11 protein-coding genes are annotated in these 20,983 nt (G+C 42.1%); 4 read left to right on the plus strand and 7 right to left on the minus strand.

Annotated elements, in window-relative coordinates; all coding sequences use genetic code 11:
* The first annotated feature begins 4 nt into the window (after window positions 1-4).
* Complete coding sequence (locus BQ8014_RS09075) at window positions 5-1,570, plus strand: calcineurin-like phosphoesterase C-terminal domain-containing protein (protein ID WP_080904097.1); 1,566 nt, start codon at window positions 5-7, stop codon at window positions 1,568-1,570.
* A 91-nt stretch (window positions 1,571-1,661) separates the two neighbouring features.
* Here BQ8014_RS09075 and BQ8014_RS09080 read toward each other — a convergent pair whose 3' ends face one another.
* The 7 genes from BQ8014_RS09080 to BQ8014_RS09110 all read right to left on the minus strand — a co-directional run bounded on the left by BQ8014_RS09080 (window position 1,662) and on the right by BQ8014_RS09110 (window position 15,293).
* On the minus strand, window positions 1,662-2,639 hold the full coding sequence (locus BQ8014_RS09080) for a dihydroorotate dehydrogenase-like protein (RefSeq protein ID WP_080904098.1): 978 nt from the start codon (window positions 2,637-2,639) through the stop codon (window positions 1,662-1,664).
* Between the two features lie 85 nt (window positions 2,640-2,724).
* Window positions 2,725-3,393, minus strand: a complete 669-nt coding sequence (locus BQ8014_RS09085; protein WP_080904099.1) for a YggS family pyridoxal phosphate-dependent enzyme — start codon at window positions 3,391-3,393, stop codon at window positions 2,725-2,727.
* The gene (locus tag BQ8014_RS09090; RefSeq protein WP_080904100.1) at window positions 3,390-3,854 is read right to left on the minus strand and encodes a DUF4494 domain-containing protein; all 465 of its coding nucleotides are present in this window, start codon (window positions 3,852-3,854) and stop codon (window positions 3,390-3,392) included. The genes BQ8014_RS09085 and BQ8014_RS09090 overlap by 4 nt, the downstream gene beginning before the upstream one ends.
* Before the next feature lie 57 nt (window positions 3,855-3,911).
* Window positions 3,912-5,132 (minus strand): MFS transporter, encoded by a 1,221-nt coding sequence (locus BQ8014_RS09095; RefSeq protein WP_080904101.1) that lies wholly within the window; start codon window positions 5,130-5,132, stop codon window positions 3,912-3,914.
* Between the two features lie 72 nt (window positions 5,133-5,204).
* Complete coding sequence (locus BQ8014_RS09100) at window positions 5,205-5,732, minus strand: gamma carbonic anhydrase family protein (protein WP_080904102.1); 528 nt, start codon at window positions 5,730-5,732, stop codon at window positions 5,205-5,207.
* A 258-nt stretch (window positions 5,733-5,990) separates the two neighbouring features.
* Window positions 5,991-14,666, minus strand: coding sequence for a glycoside hydrolase family 94 protein (locus BQ8014_RS09105; RefSeq protein ID WP_080904103.1), 8,676 nt, complete (start codon window positions 14,664-14,666; stop codon window positions 5,991-5,993).
* A 66-nt stretch (window positions 14,667-14,732) separates the two neighbouring features.
* Window positions 14,733-15,293 (minus strand): helix-turn-helix domain-containing protein, encoded by a 561-nt coding sequence (locus tag BQ8014_RS09110; protein WP_080904104.1) that lies wholly within the window; start codon window positions 15,291-15,293, stop codon window positions 14,733-14,735.
* Between the two features lie 851 nt (window positions 15,294-16,144).
* Between BQ8014_RS09110 and BQ8014_RS09115 the strand changes: the two genes are divergently transcribed.
* The 3 genes from BQ8014_RS09115 (at window position 16,145) to BQ8014_RS09125 (ending at window position 20,980) form a co-directional block, all read left to right on the plus strand.
* On the plus strand, window positions 16,145-16,603 hold the full coding sequence (locus BQ8014_RS09115; RefSeq protein ID WP_006844392.1) for an HYC_CC_PP family protein: 459 nt from the start codon (window positions 16,145-16,147) through the stop codon (window positions 16,601-16,603).
* A gap of 122 nt (window positions 16,604-16,725) precedes the next feature.
* Window positions 16,726-17,145 (plus strand): rhodanese-like domain-containing protein, encoded by a 420-nt coding sequence (locus BQ8014_RS09120; protein WP_006844391.1) that lies wholly within the window; start codon window positions 16,726-16,728, stop codon window positions 17,143-17,145.
* A 10-nt stretch (window positions 17,146-17,155) separates the two neighbouring features.
* Window positions 17,156-20,980: an efflux RND transporter permease subunit gene (locus BQ8014_RS09125; protein WP_006844390.1), complete on the plus strand. Its 3,825-nt coding sequence runs from the start codon at window positions 17,156-17,158 to the stop codon at window positions 20,978-20,980.
* Window positions 20,981-20,983: the final 3 nt, after the last annotated feature.

The following is a 20,983-nucleotide window of genomic DNA, read 5'->3' on the forward strand; positions in this document are numbered from 1 at the left end:
AGAAATGAAGCTTAAGTTATTTATTCTTTTACTTGTCATAAGTAGCAATTTAATCGGACAAAACCTAGTGAAGGGTTATGTCTATGAAGATCAAAATCAAAACGGGAAGAAAGAGCGCCAGGAAAAAGGCGTGCCTAATGTGGCTGTCTCCAATGGGGTGAATGTAACGCTTACGGATGCTTCCGGCGCGTATGAATTACCTGTTGGGAACGACAACATCATTTTCGTGATCAAACCCTCCGGGTATAAAATAGCGTTGGACGAATTCAACCTTCCCAAATCTTATTATATTCATAAGCCGGCGGGTTCTCCTTCGTCTTTTTACAAAGGAGTAAGCCCTACGGGGGATTTGCCGAAGTCGGTGGATTTTGCCATCATCAAGTACGATGAACCTGAAAACTTCACTTCTTTTATTTTCGGAGACTCGCAAACTTATACGAATCAGGAGATTGATTACTTTATCCGGGGTATTGTAGATGAAGTGAAAGACATCCCGAACATCAGTTTTGGAATCACGATGGGAGACCTGGTCGGAGATAACCTGACATTGCACGCTCCCTATAAGGATGCCATCAAACAGATCGGCCTGCCCTGGTATAATGTACTGGGCAATCATGATATGAATTACGATGCAAAGTCCGATTTCCAGTCGGACGAGTCGTTCGAAGCAAGCTTCGGCCCCAATAATTATGCTTTTAATTACGGGAAAGTCCATTTTATTGTCCTGGATGATGTCTTGTATCCGAATCCTTTTTCCGGCAAAGGCTATACTGGAGGATTAAGGGATGACCAATTGGAGTTTGTGAAGAATGATCTGGCCCATGTAAGTCCGGACCAACTGATCGTTATTTCCATGCATATTCCTTTGTTTACTTTTAAGGAGGCTTTCCGGGAAGACGACCGCAACCAGCTATATTATCTCTTGAGTAAATTTCCGGACGTTTTGGTTTTTTCCGCCCATACGCATGTACAGTGTCATGGGTTTGCCGGAAAAGAGGAAGGCTTAAACCGGGAGAAACCCATTCATGAATACAACGTAGGAACTACCTGCGGGGACTGGTATTCCGGAATATTGGATGATAAAGGATTGCCTGTTTCTACCATGCGCGACGGTACGCCGAAGGGATATGCCTTTCTGAATATCAAGGGCAATAAATATACGCTTGACTATAAAGTAGCCGGCAAGCCCGCCGATTACCAGATTTCTATCTACAATCCGAAAGTAGTACCCTCCAAGAAAGGAGTATCTTCCGGAATCTATGCCAATTTCTTTATGGGAAGCGAGAATGACCTCGTTGAGTGTCGTGTCGATGATGGCGAATGGAGAAAGATGAAGAGAGTGGAGGATTACGATCCCGCTTACTATCGTTATGTGCAGGATTGGGACTTTATCGAAGAGCTAAGGCCTGTCCGCAGGCCATCTAATCCGGAGAAAAGCCGTCACTTGTGGCGTGCCAATATACCGACCAATCTTTCGGTAGGCGAACATCAGATTGAAGTACGCGGAACCGATCTCTTCGGCCGTGTGTATACAGCCAAAAGTAAATATAAAATTCAGGAGTTTAACTGATTCCGAATAAATAGGATTGATGACAAATCGGGCGGCAAGAGAATAAATTGCCGCCCGATTTCGTTATTGTTATCTTTCCCTATGGGTGGAATCAGTCTCTGTCGGAGAAATATTTCATAAACTGGGAACGTTCGTATACAGAAGGGTCCGTAACATTCCGGAAGCTCAGTTGGCCTTTGAATTGCGATAAGGATTCGTATTTTGCCTGATGCATCCATTCTTCGATGCATACCAGCATCTGGGAAATGATCTCCGCACCGTGGGTGTAGATAGCGCTGCAGAGCTGAACGGCCGAAGCGCCGGCCAACAGGCATTTGATGACATCTTCCCAGTCGAGGATTCCGGTAGAGGAGGCGATGTCGATTCCTTGTACGATTCCGCTGACAATCGCTGTCCAGCGGATTGTTTCGCTCAGGTCGGAGTGATTACTGAATACATTTCCCGACACGATCTGCCGGGTATTGATATCTATATCCGGCTGATAGAAGCGGTTGAACAGGACGACGGCATCAGCGCCGTTGTCTTTCAGGGTTTTCACCAGGCGGGGAATGTTGCCTATGTTCTTCCCGATTTTCATGAAAATCGGAATGGAAACCGTTTCCCTTACTTTTTTCAGGATGGAAACGCAGAGATCCAATGTGGCATCATAGTCCGTGTCCGGATCCGTACAAAGGAAAAATACATTCAGTTCAAGTGCATCCGCACCGGCTAACTCCATCTGGTGGGCAAAATCGGTCCATGCGTCCGCTTTATAACAATGGATGCTGGCAATGATGGGAATGGTGCACACCGTTTTGGCTTTCTTTATCAACTCCAGGTAAGAGCTCACCTGGTTTGCCTTGACATAGGTATTGATGTATCTCGCTGCTTCCGGATATTCATTTTCATGTATGGCCTCGAAGGCCTGCATCTCTATCTGTTCTTCAAAAAGAGATTTCAATACAACCGCACCGGCGCCGGCTTTCTCATACTCCTTGATGCGCTCCGGGTTGTTGGTCAGTCCGGAACTACCCACAATCAATGGATTCCGAAGCATGAGCCCACCGTAATTAGTTTTCATATCGATCATCCCTACTTTTTTTCACAAAAATAATTAATATATTCTATATTCTTCCGATGAAATCCGGGCATCTTTCCCCGAGTGTTAACAAAGATCAATATTCCCGTTCGCCGAACAGCATTGTTCCGATCCGTATCATGGTACTTCCCTCTTCGATCGCAATCCGGTAATCATGTGTCATTCCCATGGAGAGGGTTTGGAAATGGGACAATGTAACGCCCGGCAAGCTCTTTACGGTTTCGAAGAACTGGTGCAGGTCGTGAAATTCCTGCCGCACCTGTTCCATATTATCCGTATTGGTCGCCATTCCCATTAATCCGCAGAAATGAAGGTTGGGATAGGCTTCCCCGACAGGTTCGTTGAACAAGGCGAGGCATTCGTCGCGGCTGAACCCGTGCTTGCTTTCTTCCTTTGCAATATGGATCTCCAGCAATACATTGATTATCAGTTCATTCCGTGCGGCCTGCTTGTCGACCTCTTTCAGCAGCTTGACGGTGTCGATGCTTTGAATAGTATGGATGAACGGAGCGATGGCTTTCACCTTGTTCGTTTGCAAAGGGCCGATGAAATGCCATTTGATATCAGCAGGCAAATCCGGTCTTTTCTCTACCAGCTCCTGTACCCGGCTTTCCCCGAAAATACGCTGTCCGGCTCCGTAAGCTTCCCGTATGGCGTCTTCCGGATGGAACTTTGAGACGGCGACCAGGCTGACTCCGCCGGGGATCGAACTTCTTAATTTCCGGATATTCTCAGCTATGTTCATGATGCCACCTTCACCTCCTCTGTCTTTGAACTTTCCGCCGTAAACGGGAATACATCCATCAGCGCCGTTTCCGTTACGGAAGCGATGACGTAGTCGGCTAGCGTACCTTTCATTCCTTCTTCCAGTACTTGAATGGCGTCTTTCAGGTCGGATGCCTGCGCCAGCATCTGGGCGGCTGTCTTTTTTTCCGCTCCGCTCTTTTCGTCGAGCGTGATGAAATAGATCTTGAATTTGTAGAAACGGTCTCCGTTTTCATTGAAAAACAATTCGGAGAGGCGGGCGCGTTTGATATCCGCTATGGTAAATTCTCCGGTAATGAACGGACGTATCTCTTCTATAATCCTTGCTTCCGCTTCCGTGAATGAGAGGGCGTCGACCAGATAGGGTTCCGATACCTTCTTTTGCATCCCGTTTTCCATTACCTTTTCGTATGAAACTTTACATTCAAACCAATTATGCATATTCTTTCTTTTTTTAAGACGTACAAAGATAGATGCTCTTGTTGAATAATCCAATGGTCAACGTTCGTTATCTTCTTTGCTCAGTAGCATGATGGAAGGTACTCCGAATGAAATAACTCCGGCCAAGGTGACGACAATTCCGCAGATAAGAAAGGTGGATGCGATACCGATAGAATCCGCCAGGAAACCGGTGCTAAGGAGTCCTATCATCGAGGGCAGGATGCTAACGCTCATAAACATGGAGAACACACGCCCCAGGGCCGACGGTTTGATGTTCGTTTGTATCACCGTATTAAACATGGAGAAATAGATGGAAGATGCGATTCCTCCTATGGTTGTCAGGACGACGAATCCGGCATATCCTTCCTTCGGCAGGAGGCCGGAAAAGGCGAACGATAAGCCCAGAATAATGTAGGAAAGGTTAATCAGTACGATCTTATTCCATTTCACCTTTTTCAGCCCCAGGGCCATACCGCCGATCAGCATGCCGGAGCCCCAGACCACTTCGATCAGGCTCATCTGGAAGGCTGTCCCGGAGAAATGATTCAGCGTCATGAGAGGGAAAAGGACTCCGACCGGCATGAGGAAGAACGTACAGAGGATGGAAAAGATAAAAAGCCATTTCAATCCTTTCTTTTGCGTTACTTCCCGTATGCCTTCGATCATTTCGCGGAAGACCTGGCGCTTTTCCTGTATTTCCTCTTTCGGTGGATCGGGGATGACGACCAGCAACAGTCCTAGGCAGGCTATGATTGCGCCCACAACATCAAGCATCAGGATGAAACTCATATCCATCCAGGTGATCAGCAAGGCTCCCAAGGCCGGTCCTGCAATATTGCACAGAGACTGGATCATCTGGTTGATGCCGGAAATGCGTACCAATTCCTCTTTCGGCGCAATCAGCGGGATAGAGGCTTGCATCGCCGGCGAATGAAACGCCGAGCCTATGGAACGCATGGCCAACAGGAGGTAGATCTGCCATATTTCTGCCACGTCGAGATAAAAAAGGGCAGCAAGAATGATGGTACAGAAAGCAATAAAACTGTCTGACAGGATCATCACCCGCTTCCGTTTCCATCGATCGACATAAACGCCGGCAATCGGCCCTAGCAACGATTGCGGCAGCAAAGCAGCAATGGTACTAAAGGCAAGAACCTCCGCCGAGCGGGTTTCGAAACTCAACCATAAAACGATGGCAAAGCCGACGATGGAGCTGCTTAAAATGGATAAAAGTTGTCCCGACCATATAATAACGAATGTTTTTTTCCAGTCGATCATAGAAATATACCTTGTTTTGCCTGACAAAGGTAACTCTTTTTCTTTCTTTTTTCTCCCTTTTGCCCCGGCCCGTTATAGTCCGGGTCTTTCCTTGTACCAGGAGGCGTACATGTGATAATTCCGTGCGATTTTCTGATTGATTTCTTTGGATTGTTGCGGGTCGACTTTCTTAATGAATTTGGCCGGAACGCCGGCATAGATGGTTCCCGGCTCGACGATCGTACCGCTGAGTACGACCGATCCGGCCGCAATAATGGCGCCTTCTCCGATCACGGCATGATCCAGCACGATCGAACCGATGCCTATCAGTGCGCCGGAGCAGATCTTTGCCCCATGGATTGTCACATTATGCCCGATTGAAACATCATCCTCAATCTCGATCACTGATTTCTCATATAATGTATGCAATACCGAACCGTCTTGTATATTGACTCCGTTACCGATGCGGATTGAATTGACGTCTCCCCGTAGAACGGCGCCGAACCATACGCTGCAGCCTTCCCCGATTTCTACATCCCCGATGATTACTGCATTATCAGCCACATACGTGTCTTTTCCAATGAGGGGGGTAAATCCCCTTACCGACTTTATGATACCCATAATTGTCCTAAATTAATTGTTTTTTTCCTGAAGTTCCTTTCAGTCCATCCGATTGCATCTTTCTCAAAATCCCCGGATTCGGACGTGCATAAAGGTAGTATCTTTTGCTTTATTTGCAAAGTGCGGATTCCGTATTTGTGCATTCGTATCTCTATGACTTTTTACTGACGAAATTTTGAAACTTCATCCTTCTATTTTATTCTACTTAATGAGCGTATTTATTTCTTGTATGTCTTTTTTATGGCCTTGGCATCCTCTTTATTCAATCCACATTTCTACAGAGTGTTCGATCTTATCATTGATAAGAGGTAAACTATTTTTGCGATCTAATATTTTCCCATCAAGTGTAATGTGAGCAGATGATGAATCCGATATGCGAGAGAAAGTAATATGATACACAGTCTCTTTATAACGATAATGTACTTTGTAGCGATCCCATTTTTTCGGTAAATGAGGAGATAAATCTAACCTATCACCAACTAAATTGATACCTAAAAGAGTTTCTACCAGAAGGCGGTACATCCAAGCCGCAGAACCTGTATACCATGTCCAGCCGCCACGGCCCGGATATCCTTCGGCAGCATAAATATCAGCGGCTATCACATAAGGTTCGACCTTATAAACAGCGATTTGTTCGGCGGAATTTCCGTGCTGCACAGGATTTAAAAGGTCAAATAATTCCCATGCTTTTTCGGTTTCACCCATAAGGGCAAAAGCAAGTACCGCCCAGATAGCTCCATGTGTATATTGCCCCCCGTTTTCACGAACGCCGGGTATATATCCTTTAATATAGCCGGGATTAAGATTCGATTGATCGAATGCCGGAGTAAATAACTGGATTAATTTATCTTTATAATGTACTAATTGGATATCCACCTGAGCCATTCCTGCTGCAGATCGTTCAGGATCTCCCGCACCACTGATAACCGACCAGCTTTGGGGTAACGAATCGATACGGCATTCCTCATTGGTTCTCGATCCGAGAGGCATCCCGTTATCGAAATAAGCACGCCGGTACCATTCTCCGTCCCAAGCATTCTTTCGAATATTGTCACGAAGTATTTCCGCCTGATCAATACAATACCGGGCAAAAGAACCATTATTGCGGGATACGGCCAATTCAGAGAATTTCAGAAGAACATCATATAGAAAAAATCCCAGCCAGACACTTTCGCCCCGGCCTTCTTTTCCTACCAGGTTCATGCCGTCATTCCAATCGCCGCATCCCATTAATGGCAATCCGTGGTCTCCAAATTTTAATCCGTACTTTATACTTCTTACACAATGTTCATAAACCGTAGCCCATTCCCCGGAACGTCCGGGTAAATCGTAATAAGATTCTTCATTCGTCCCTAATAGCCGTCCTTCGATAAAGGGTACGTTCTCATCCAGTAAATCAGTGTCGCCGACACTCGTTACGTACCGACTCACAACATACGGAAGCCATAAATAATCGTCCGAGAAATGTGTTCTTACACCTCTACCCGAAGGCGGATGCCACCAATGCTGTACATCTCCTTCCTTAAACTGGCGGCCGGCAGCTCTCAGTATTTGTTTGCGAATCATCATAGGCTCGGCATGTACCAGCGCCATTACATCTTGAAGTTGATCGCGGAAACCATAAGCTCCTCCCGACTGATAATATCCTGAACGGGCCCATATCCGGCTGCTTATTGTTTGGTATAACAGCCATCCGTTAGCCATCACATTTACCGACGGATCGGGAGTGTCGACATTAATCACGCCTAATGTTTTATTCCAATAAGCCCCGACTTTACCAAGCGCTTCTTTAGCGGCGCCTGTTTGTCTGAAACGTGAAACCAAATCTCTCATTTCGTCTTTATTGTGAGCAAAACCGAGTCTGAAACGAATCTCCCGTTCCTGTCCATTCGCTAATTCAAGCACCACTTGCACAGCCCCACAAGGATCTAAACCGGCACCGACTTTACCCGACAGACGCGTTCGTTTCATTGCGGCCGGTTGTGATAAACTACCGTTTCGCCCGATAAATTCAGTCCTGTCTCCTGTTAATGTACGGGGTTCACCCACATCAAGAAAGGCTATCTGACCGGCAAAGCCGATATTATAAAAATTTCTGGCAAAAAAGACTCCGGTTTTTACATCTATTTCCGTCTGGATATGTAATAAACTTTTCGGGCGCAGATCAGCCAACACCCATTCGTAATATCCCGTAACGGAGATTTTCCGGCTTCTTCCGGATACATTACGCAGTTTCAATACATTCAATTTGACAGGGGCGTCTATTGCAACATATACGGTCAGCTCCGATTCTATTCCATTTTCACTGTGTTCAAATACAGTATATCCGAATCCATGTCTGATTACATAAGGAGTTCTACCTTTTGCCGGTAACGGAGTCGGCGACCAGAATTGTCCGGATCGCTCGTCTCTAATATAGAAAGCTTCGCCTGACGCATCCTTTACAGGATCATTATTCCATGGGGTAAGTCGAAATTCATGGGCATTCTCAGCCCATGTATATGCACCTCCGCTCTCAGAAACCACTGTACCGAACTGCTCATTAGCCAATACATTACACCATGGAGCAGGAGTTGTCTGTCCGGGTTGAAGGGTGATAACATATTCATGTCCGTCGGAAGTAAATCCACCTAAACCGTTTTCGAAAATTAACTTGTGTTTTGATGGTTGTTTTTCTATCGTTGATATAGGTAAAATTACAGGTTGTAAAACAGGCACCTGTAATTCATCTATCGTTAACGACTCTAATTGCATGGAGAATGTTCCTTGTTCGTCGCTAAGAACGATACGTGCAGCAGCTAATAATAACAACATGTCATCGTGTGGCACTTGTTCGATCCGGCGAACAAAAATTCCTCCTGCCTTTTCTAATAATGGGGCTTCAATACCCGATGATATCAGGTTCACAATCTCATCGTGTACTGATTGGCGATACACCGAAACATCTTCATTTACTATAATTAATTCTACTGTCAAACCTTTCATACGCCAATAGGCATGTGCCAATACGATTTGCCTGACCAATTCTATGCCGGAAAGATCACTGATACGAACTAAAACGATAGGCACATCTCCCGAAATGCTATAACTCCAAAGGCCATCTTGTCCCCGTCTGTTACTCTTTAGTGTAGTCTGTGAAGCCCGTCTTAATGAATTTGCATAAACCAAAGAACCGGCAAGTTTACTATATAGTTGTGCTTCTGCTTCGGTAATATTTAATTGATGAAGTACAACCTGGTTATGAGTCCAGGCTAGTTCAAAGGCACGCTCAGTCATCCGGATATTCTGATATTTGTCAACTAATGCCAGGGCGGCCTCACGCGTTTCTGTCATTCCGAGCAGGACGCAGACAGTTATCTCAGAGTCGGGCGGTACAGTCACCGTTCGTCGTAAAGAAATAGCCGGATCCAGGACAGAACCACAGCTATTGGATAAAGGCCCTGAATGTTGCATAGCCAAAGGATTGTTCAAAGAACATCCCCGACCAATAAATAAAGCCCTGTCCGTTTCGCAAGAAATATCTTTTTGCTGATGATCATCAACGAGCAATAAATGAATTAAACAGGGTGGATACTCATTCTCCGAACGGGCACGCCGGGTACAGAGCAAGGCGGATAAATCCGGGACAAATTCTGTTTGCACAAACAAGTTGCTAAAAGCCGGGTGTGCTTCATCCGCGGCTTGAGGCGCTATGACCACTTCGCTATAAGTTGTCAACTCTATTGTCCGGGCCGTATGTGAATGGTTGATCAATCTGATCCGTCTTAATTCGATATCATCTTCGGGTGAAATGCAAATGGTCATATGTGTTTCTAACTTCGACCCTTTTTGATGAAACTCGGAATATGCTTGTGTAAATATAGCTTCCCTATCCAAAAGAGTGGAGTGTACCGGTTGATAGGTGATGGAATGAAATTCGCTGCTGTTTCGCTCTTTCAAATAGACGAATAGTCCTAAATTATCGCTTGTCGCATCTTCCCGCCAACGAGTAACAGCTATATTGTTCCATCGGCTATATCCTCCTCCGGCATTATTTACCATAATATGATAATGCCCATTGGATAATAGATTTATCTCCGGAGCAATATCCATATTTTTAAAGTGGCGTATTGTGTCAGACGTGTCGGAAAGTAACGGATGGGTTCCTTTTATCTCGTATTCGGAATCATCTGAAATTATATTGGCAGATATACTGCGGGGAACGCGTTCCTGTAATAATAGCTCGTTGGCTTTCAGTATCGGACATGACATAAAACGCCGTTGCATCACATTGTCTTTTGCCAGATTGGTCAGCGCAAGTAAGCTCATTCCCTGATGATGTACCATAAACGAATGTATATTTACGCTCGACTCATTAGGCGGCAGATGGGAGGGAGTATAATCGATAGCCTCATAATAACCATAAAGGCCTTCATGTCCGGTTGCTGTGAGACGTTCCATATTTTCACATGCCTTGATTGGTGCAACCATCAAAGCCATGACGGTAGCGTATGGGGTAATAACCAAGTCTTTCGACAATCCGCGCTTCAAGCCTAAACTGGGAATGCCGAAAGCTTTATATTGATAGTTGAGATGGGTATCGGTGCGGTTATATCCGGACTCTGAAATACCCCATGGGACCCCGAGCGTTTTACCATATTCTATTTGAACTTGTACTACTCCCTCATAGGTTTTATCGAGTAAAGTCTGTTCGAAATTAGGCATTACCAACAAAGGCATCAGATATTCGAACATAGAACCACTCCATGATAATAAGACCGGCTTATCTTCTGTTATAAATAATAACCGGCTTAACGAGAACCAATGCTCCTGGGGTATCTGACCTTGAGCAATGGCCACATAGCTACATAATCTGGCCTCCGAGGCCAGCATATCATATGAAGCTGTATCGCTGCGTTGTTCCGCCAAATTATATCCGATCGTAAACAATTTCTTTGATGTATTATAGAGGAATGTGAAATCCATTTGGGAAAAAGATTCACTTTGCCGTGCTAATAAATTTATGAGTCCTATCCTTTCGGTAGCATGATCGGCGGCTTTGTGTATACAGAATAGCCATGCGGTCAAACTTTTAATCGAAGGACTATGATATTCTGTAAGCTCTGTTAATGTCAATTCAATTAAAGGACAGATAGTTTGCCCTAATTCAGAAACCTCTTTTAATGTGAGAGGGTAATCGAGGGTCTTTATTTTTGAAATGAGGAAATCCAAATTCTTTGTAATACCCTCTTCGGGTAATGTATACTGTCCTTGAATCCAAGGTGCGATATATAATAATTCATTGATATGGTCGTCACAGTTGTCTTTCAATGTTCGCCCCCATTTTTGTAATTCCTCATCTCCGGAATCAAATGATCTTATTATCTTATCTATTTGAGAACTTATAGACTGAAGAAAGGCAAATGCGGTTTGCAATGTTTGGGGTTTGGCTTCCAAATCCGTTTCAAGCTGCAGGAGAAGCGTATTTTGCACAGCATATTCTTTTATTACACGTACGGTATCGAGTAATCCACTGAAAATGCCGGATGTATATATAGGACTATCTTCCAATTCTCTGATGCCTTGTCCTAATGTAAGTAAATGCCCTGCCAGGTTTCCGCTATCTACACTTGATATATAGAGCGGGAAAAGAGGCTGCAGCGTGTGCGTATCATACCAATTATAGAAATGATTCCTATATTTTTCCAGACGGTTCATTGTCATAAACGTAAGTTGGGTACGTTCCAACATCTTTCCGGCAGATAAATATCCGAAGTCATATGCTGATAGATTAGCTAATAATGCTAATCCGATATTGGTGGGAGAGGTCCGTGAAGCTATAACAGGTTCAGGTATTTCTTGAAAATTATCGGGTGGTAACCAGTTTTCTCTGGCGGTAACAAACGTTTCGAAGAAATACCATGTTTTGCGGGCAATACGATGTAAAAGGAGCGTTTGTTTAGCTGTAAAGTCCGGACTCTGTTTTTTTATAGGACGACTGATTAGCCATGCAATATAAGGAGCTATTAGCCATACAATCCAAATAGGAAAAGAATAGAGCAATAATAAGGGGTTGAAAATGGACAGCAGCACAATGCAAACGACAGCTAAAGCCGGAGTAAACCACATCAATGTATAAAAGCTGGATAAATAATTACCTGTTGCTTGCTCGGAGGCTATCGATGTTTTCCATTTCAATAAATGGCGGTGAGTTACCAATAAACGCCATAAGCTAGTCAGAATAGCTGTAGAATTTAGGTAAGCTTCGTATGGTAAAAGTATCAGTGAGAGTAATATTTGCTTAAACTGCCGAGCTCCTTTTTGTGAAACCTCACGTAAATGAAAATACCATGATTGTTCTTTAGATTTATAAATTATGTTGGTCAATAATGACATTGCAAGAGGCAATGTGACTATAATAGGTATCAATAGAGGAACCAACCAGATAGCTTTAGGAGAAAGATAATAGAATGAAACTAACAGCAATAATAGTCCTGGAGGTATCAAGCTACGGCGGAGATTATCTAATAATTTCCATTTTCCCAACCTGGAAATAGGGTTTCTCTCCCATTTACGATTTAAAGTAGGAACCCGGGGAAATAGCCATTGTATAATCTGCCAATCCCCACGAATCCAGCGATGGCGGCGAATGGCATCCAAATTATATCCCGGAGGGTAGGATTCATACATTTCAACGTCGCTGATAAGAGCTGACCGAACGTATGCCGATTCCAACAGATCGTGACTAAGTATTTTATTCTCCGGAAAGCGACCAGCTAAGGCCTGTTCAAATGCATCCACATCATAAATACCTTTTCCAACATAAGAGCCTTCGCGAAAAATGTCTTGATATACATCCGAAATAGCGCGTGTGTATGGGTCGATGCCTATATCTCCTGATGCTAGACGGGTAAATATAGATTTTTGGCTACTTTCTAAGTTTATGGAAACACGCGGTTGAAGAATACCATAGCCCTTGATAACAATATTCTTTTTTGTGTCAAATACCGGATGATTGAGTGGATGGGCCATAGTTCCTACCAATTTATAGGCTGAATCGCCAGGCAATTGAGTGTCAGTATCTAAAGTGATTACATATTTTATTGAAGACAGGATAGCCGTATCCCCGACGATCTCAGAAAACGCATTTGTAGAACTATCTCTTAGAAACTCATTGAAATCCATAAGCTTTCCCCGTTTCCGTTCATATCCCATCCATTTGTTTTCCCATTTATTCCAAAGACGAGGACGATGAAACAAATAAAAAATGGAACCGTTACCCGATATTGTATATTGTCGGTTGAGAGTTTCAATGCCTGTTTTTGCTCGCTCAAGCAGACTCTCATCAAAAGGCATTATCTCTTGTTCTGCATCAAGAAAGTCCGTGAGCAGAGCAAAATGTAGATTAGCATCGCGGTTAGACAGATAATGAAGTTCCAGATTATCTATAAGTTTCTCTATAGAATCAATACTTGAAAGCATCGTCGGAATAACGACCATCGTTGTATTTTCGGTTGGTATGCCTTCTGAGAAATCGAGCCGGGGAAGTACCTTGGGGCTAATGAGTAACATGGATAGCCAATTCACTAAATCTACAACTAACTGACTGACGCATAAAAGAAAAATGAGTGATAAAATTATCATTTTCCAAATGTCCAGATAGATATCCTGAGAATATAATATTTTTATGAAAACTCCACTGCCGATTAGAGAGAGAAGCAGGATGCCTCCTGCATAGAAAAAAAGAGGATACTTATAAATGATATGCTCAGTAATAGAACCCAATGTTTTCTTTATTTTAAGTACACGCATAAGCTCTATTTGCCCATCGTCTATCAGGTAGAACCCGACATGTGCATTCCGAGTATGGCATTCTTGTCTTTCCGCTTTTTCTGCAAGCTTAATTGTTTCTCGGGCGACTTCCATTTCAGAATACGAACTCTTTTTTGCAAACCGCTCTATGGAATGGCGGTAGTGGTCGCGGGTGGCAAAGTCCATCATGGGATAAATCCGGGCCGGATCGTTTCGAAGGATTTTGTCGACAAAACTTAATGATTCAACAAAATCCTTCCAATCGATAGCGCTTAGCGTTCGAAAACTGTTGATGCTGTGACTTACCGATAACTGGTCGGCAGCCAGATTTTGATTTTCGGCATGTAGTAACTCTTCAATAGACAATCCATTCTCGGACAATCGTTGTTCGAGCCAATTACGTGCGATATGTAAAGCCGGGTTATTCAATGACATCCGCTGGCAAAACTCTGAAACAAAAGCGCTGGTGAGAGGAATATCGGATTTCGACATATCCGATACTACTTCGATTAACCTGGATGGCCTTTTTGTTGCCATCAATTGTAATTTATTTATCCACAAGTTTGCTTTATCACGGTGTAGTTGATTTTCCTGTAAGCGTATTACAATCCGCTGCAAATTCTCGATCAATGCTAATCTGAGCATAATCGGGACTGCCCAAAGCTCACCTAATTTCAGTGGGGATTCCGTTTGGTATGCACCAATAAACGCCTGAAGAGAAGCCTCATCTATTTGTGCGTCTACGTGGGAAATAAGCTCCAAGATGACACTGTAAATACGGGGTAGATTGCGATGGAGTCCTGTTGCCAGACAAGGTAATTCCTGGCTGTATCTTTGCGGGAAATGCAGCCGTGCCAATTGTATTTGTTCTTCTATCAGATAAAAATTATCAATTAGCCATGTCGTTGCAGGAGTAACATTATAAGGTTTTTTGAGAATAAGTTCTGTTTTATTGAATTCATGCAGAACTTTGTCATTATAGTTGAGCCGCGCCAGTAAAAAATGATCTTTCTTCCGGTTTGCTAATTGTTGCCGGCATGCGAGTCCTCTGGCGTGTTGTATGAGTTGTTCTATATTGAATAATTCATCTCGTAACGGTTTTTCGTCGAGCGTAGTGCTCTCCAAATACTTTATTTTATCCATATCTGTTAAAGGTATGCATAACCGAAATCTAAAGTGTTATATATTTATGGCTGAATATTACACAATTTACAGATTTTCAATATTGACGGTTCTTTTCAGTCCATGTGCTTTATAATAAGACAGTGTGGTGCCTGTTATTTTCTTAAACTGATTTGATAAATGAGCAATACTACTGTAATGCAATCTAAAGGCAATTTCGGAAAAACTTAGTTCATCGTATTGGATAAATTCTTTAACACATTCTATTTTATGCATAATAATAAAATGAGCAATTGTAATACCTTCCGATTCGGTAAACATATTTGATAAGTAATTGTAGTTTAATTTCAACCGATTACTCAAATAGGTTGAAAAAGGAACCTTTAACTTATTTCCTGAATAATAGATCAATTCAATAACCGCTGTTTTTATCTGTTCGACCACTACATCCTTTTTATCCTCTATTAGTTCTAATCCGGTTCCTTGCAACGCCAGATTGAATTGGTTTTTTTGCTCTCTCGTTATATCTTTTGGAAGATTCACAACACCTAAGTCTACGTTAACGTAATTGAGTCCTATTTTTTTTAACTCCTGCATTACTATTATTTTACATCGTTGGCTTACCATATGTCTAATGTATATTTTCATGATGGTAATATTTATCTGTTTTTTTATATAAAAAGTAAATAAACTTTTTTCCCGATCTTATCTGTTATGATCGGCTAATAAAAACATCAGATTCTGCGAAAAATGGTGTTGATATAAAAAAGGAAAGAATATTGTCTCTTTATTATAACAATCAATCTCTATCAATTGTTTTCCCTCATTAGTCTTGATTCTGCTCATTTGACCTTATAGTCAGAAAGCTGTAATAATTGAAAAGTCGCTCCTTATATCGCTCCTACCGAAAAAGAGAAAGTCTCCAAGTAGCTAAAATTAACTAACTTAGAGACTTCTTTGGCGGTCCGGACGGGAAAGCCACCTAAAGACCTTAAATGACTGGATTTTAATGCTTCATCCCTACGAATTATCTTAGGGGGTACGAATTGGGTTAAACAAAGCTAACTAATTCAATTACAGCGCTTTAATCTCCACGTCTCTATTGACACTTCCATTGTGGTAAGGCTGTACCCGAATCCTCGGATTACCAAACCACACATATTAAGTGAAAAAATCATCATTTATAAGTTTCAAAGTACAAATCAAAGTAAAATCTGCACTCTTGCTGCATATTACTGGCAGTACTTGCTGCCCTTGACGCCGATTTGTCTGCATAAAACTCAGGTTCAAAGTTACAACTATTTCTGAAACAACCAAAATATCTGAATAATAATATTTTATATGCAATGCAAGGTGCAAGTTTATCTATATATAGATACTTGCACCTTGCACATTTAATCATTTGTAGCAAAAAAAACAATTTTATTGTGTTTATATTAAAATAATTATCTACTTTTGCAGATGGCTTACTTTATAAGCAAAATTTTACAGTAATAAAAATGAAGAAGGTTATATCAATATTTCTGTTACTATTAATGCTGGTTATCGGGGCTCATCCCGTACTTGCTATGCATTTTTGTGCAGGAGAATTATATTCCTTTGGAGTTTTAAACAATGAAATAGAAGAGTCCTGCTGTGAAGATATGGAAATGCCACAACAGGGAAATGATTCCTGCCATTCTAACCAAAATGCACAGGAATATAATATATTACCATCTCATGAGAACTGCTGTGACATCCAAAAAATTGAATTTTCCACGGATGACTATCAGTATCAGGCTCAACAATTTAACTTGAATAATGTATTGCCAACATTTGAAAGCGTATGGTTAGCTCTTAATCTGCTTATACCTACAAATAATGAGGGCATAACAAAAACAAGTCAATACTTTCCGCCAGGAGGTTTTAGTTTACATAACATAGACCTGTTGACTTATATTTGCATCTATCGTATTTGATTTGATAAACCTTGTGGCTATATAGTCATTCGCTTGATTATGCATATCCTAAACCGAATATGTAGTAAGGTTGTTTATATCTATAACTAAAGATTAACAAATGTTTATCAAATCAAAAAACAATGAAACCTTTTTATTTTCTAATTGGTATAGCTATCTCCAATGGCTATATCATAGGACGTCCCGTATATACCCATTATAGTACGGATACAGTTCTAATTGATTCGGTTGTCACCCAACCGTCAGTGCCTCTTTATACCCATATTAAGTATCTGGTAGAGAATAAATCCGCTATTATACTTGATGTTCGCACAGAGCTGGAGTATAATGAAGGTCATATAAGAAATTCTATAAATATTCCACTTGATAAATTCAATGATTCTCTTTTTTTCCTACAAAAAAAAGAACCTATTGTTATAGTTTGCCGTAGTGGAAAGAGAAGTGAAAAAGCCAAGTCATTTTTAACACATCAAGGATTTATAAATGTCTATAACGGAGGTGGATGGGAAAAATTGAACGAATTATTATTAACTGATAAATAAAATATGTAGTATGCTTAACAGAATCATCAAGTATTTTCTCGATAACAGAGTTATAACATTGTTATTACTTGTTATCATCATTGTTTGGGGACTATCTACAGCTCCATTCAATTGGCATGGTGGCGTATTGCCACGCGACCCCGTCCCTGTGGATGCTATTCCTGATATAGGGGAAAATCAGCAAATTGTCGCCACCGAATGGATGGGACGTTCACCTAAAGATATTCAGGAACAAATTACGTATCCGTTATCTACTTCATTACTGGGGATACCCGGAGTAAAAACTATCCGCAGTACCTCTATGTTCGGTATGTCGTTTATTTATATCATTTTTGACGATAACATCGAATTTTACTGGAGTCGTTCCAGAGTTTTGGAAAAGCTGAACTCTCTACCTGCGGGAACGCTGCCTGTAGGAGTACAGCCCAGCTTGGGGCCCGATGCCACCGCTTTAGGACAAATATTCTGGTATACTCTTGAAGGACGTAATCCTGAAACAGGAGAGCCTACCGGAGGATGGAACCCCGATGAATTACGGACTATTCAAGACTTTTATGCCAAATATTCGATTTCGGCAGCCGAAGGAGTATCCGAAGTTGCATCTATTGGTGGGTTTGTGAAAGAATATCAGGTAGAAATAAATCCCAATGCCATGCGTGCCTTTAATGTATCCATCATGGATGTGATGAATGCGGTGCAAAAGAGCAATTTGGATATTGGTGCTGAAACGGTGGAAATCAATAAGGCTGAATATCTAGTCAGGGGATTGGGATATATTAAGAATGTTTCCGATCTGGAAGAAGCAGTTATTACTGTCCGCAACGGTGTACCCGTAAAAATAAAAGATGTCGCTTTTGTCAATCTGGGGCCAGCGACACGTCGAGGTGGTCTGGATAAAGAAGGTGTCGAAGCTGTCGGCGGCGTTGTGGTTGCCCGCTATGGTTCTAATCCAATGCAAGTTATCGACAATGTAAAAGCAAAAATCAAAGAGATGGAAGCTGGATTGCCACAAAAAACGCTGGCAGACGGAACTATATCGAAAGTTACTGTTGTTCCTTTCTATGACAGGTCAGGACTGATACAAGAAACTATAGGGACGCTGGAAACCGCTCTTTCTCACGAAATACTGATTTGTATTATTGTTGTAATAGTATTAGTCTTTAATCTACGTGCATCAGTTGTAATTTCCGCCATGCTCCCTATAACAGTATTAGCGACCTTTATAATCATGCGTTATACAGGGATTGAAGCTAATATTGTTGCACTGTCGGGTATTGCTATCGCTATCGGGGTCATGATAGATGTCGGAGTCGTCTTTGTAGAGAATATTATCCGGCATATGGAAATGCCTGAAAATGAAGGTATTTCTAAAGGGAAAGCCTTTGCGAATCTGATATATAAAAGTGTTAGAGAAGTTTCGGGGGCTATTACTACAGCTATGCTTACAACCATTGTGAGCTTCCTGCCGGTCTTTGCCATGCAGGCACAAGAGGGGAAATTATTCCATCCGCTAGCATTTACAAAGACCTTTGCACTTGTATCAGCATTACTACTGGGGCTAAGCCTGTTACCAACACTGGCCTATTATGCATTTTCCATTAAAGTAACTTCCGCCCAGATGCGTAGAATTGCTAATATTATCTTGATAGCTGGAGGTATTCTGTTGTTTGTCTTTACAGGTGTATTTGCTGCGTTAGCACTCACTCTATTCGGACTAAATAACTTCCTTGCCAACCGTTGGACGAATAAGAAGATACCTACTTATATAAATATAGGCATTGCCATTCTGGTTGCCGTCTATTACCTGACTATCGAATGGCTACCTATTGGCCCACAGGAAGGATTCTTTTTAAACCTGATATTTGTTCTTGTAGCTATAAGTATAATCTTAGCCTTGTTATGGATATTGGTAATTTATTACGAACGTATCTTACGTTGGTGCTTGGAACATCGTTGGAAATTTATGCTTATACCTCTGGTTACGGTATTCTTTGGTATTATGATATGGTTGGGATTCGATACAACATTCGGTTTTGTCGCCAAAGGGTTTGAAACCGTAGGCTGGAAGAGTTTCAGACAGACTACTTTCTGGCAGGCTTCGAGTGAACGTTTCCCTGGCATCGGTGAAGAATTTATGCCAAGCCTGAACGAAGGCTCGTTCCTTTTGATGCCAACCAGCATGCCACATACGGGTATAGAGCAGAATTTACAATTTATAGAAACACTGGATAAGCGTATTTCCAATATCCCCGAAGTCGATATAACCGTAGGTAAATGGGGACGTGTCAATTCTGCACTCGACCCGGCTCCAACCCAAATGTTTGAAAATACGATTAACTACCGTAGCGAATATATACTGGACGAAGATGGGCATCGGCAACGATTTAAAGTTAATAGTAATGGTGAATTTCTTTTAAAAGGTGGAGGTACTTATAATCCAAAAGATGGTTTCCGCCTACTACCTGCCGATAGTCTTGTTATCAACAGCAAAGGAGATTATTTCCGCCAGTGGCGCCCTCACATTAAAAAAGCGGATGATATTTGGCAGGAAATTGTGAACGTAACCCATATGCCCGGACTTACATCCTCGCCCAAATTACAACCTATAGAAGCCCGTTTGGTTATGCTTTCGACAGGTATGCGTGCGCCGATGGGATTAAAAGTATCAGGACCCGATTTGGAATCCATTGAGCAAGGTGGTAAAGCATTGGAAACAGCCTTGAAAGATATTCCGTCGATTCTTTCATCTACTGTATTTTATGATCGTGCGGTCGGAGCACCCTATATTGAAATAAAACTAAACCGTCAGAATATGGCGCGTTATGGCATTACCGTGGCAGATTTACAAGATGTGATCGGTGCGGCAGTAGGAGGAATGCCCCTGACCACAACCGTAGAAGGGCGTGAACGTTTTCCTGTGCGTTTAAGGTATCCGAGGGAATTGAGAGATAATCCCGAAGAATTGGCTAAACTGATTGTACCTACAGCAACCGGAGCCCAGATTCCTTTACAGGAAGTAGCAGATATAGAATATACCAAAGGAGCGCAGATGATCCAAAGTGAAAATACCTTCTTGCTTGGTTATGTTATCTTTGATAAAGTGGCAGGGAAAGCTGAAGTAGATGTTGTTAAGGAAGCTGACAAGATACTTAAAGATAAAATAGCATCTGGGCAGTTAGAATTACCCAAAGGTGTATCTTATAAGTTTGCTGGAAATTATGAACAACAAAAAAGGGCTGCTAATCGACTATTGGTTGTTATACCGTTAAGTTTGCTGGCTATCTTATTGATATTGTATTTCCAGTTCAAAACCGTTACAGCATCATTGATCCACTTTTCCGGAGTAATCGTAGCTTTTGCCGGAGGATTTATCCTGCTGTGGCTTTATGGAGAGCCTTGGTTTATGAACTTCTCAATCGGGGATATGAATATGCGCGACCTGTTTCAAATGCATCAGATAAACCTGAGTATTGCTGTCTGGGTAGGATTTATTGCTTTATTCGGCATTGCCACCAATGACGGTGTATTAATGGGTACATATATCCATGATACTTTCCTTGAACGTGACCCACATACCAAAGATGAAATTAGAGAGGCTGTAGTTCATGCTGGATTAAGACGAGTACGCCCTGCTGCTATGACTACGGCAACTGCACTTATTGCCTTACTTCCGGTACTAACGTCGACTGGTAAAGGAGCGGATATTATGGTTCCGATGGCCATCCCTACTTTTGGGGGTATGCTTATCCAGTCGATGACTATGTTCGTAGTTCCAGTGTTTCAATGTTGGTGGCGTGAATCAGCAATAAAAAAACACGGTAAAATAAAAGAATAAAAA

Source organism: Parabacteroides sp. Marseille-P3160 (genome assembly GCF_900162725.1).
Classification (GTDB): domain Bacteria; phylum Bacteroidota; class Bacteroidia; order Bacteroidales; family Tannerellaceae; genus Marseille-P3160.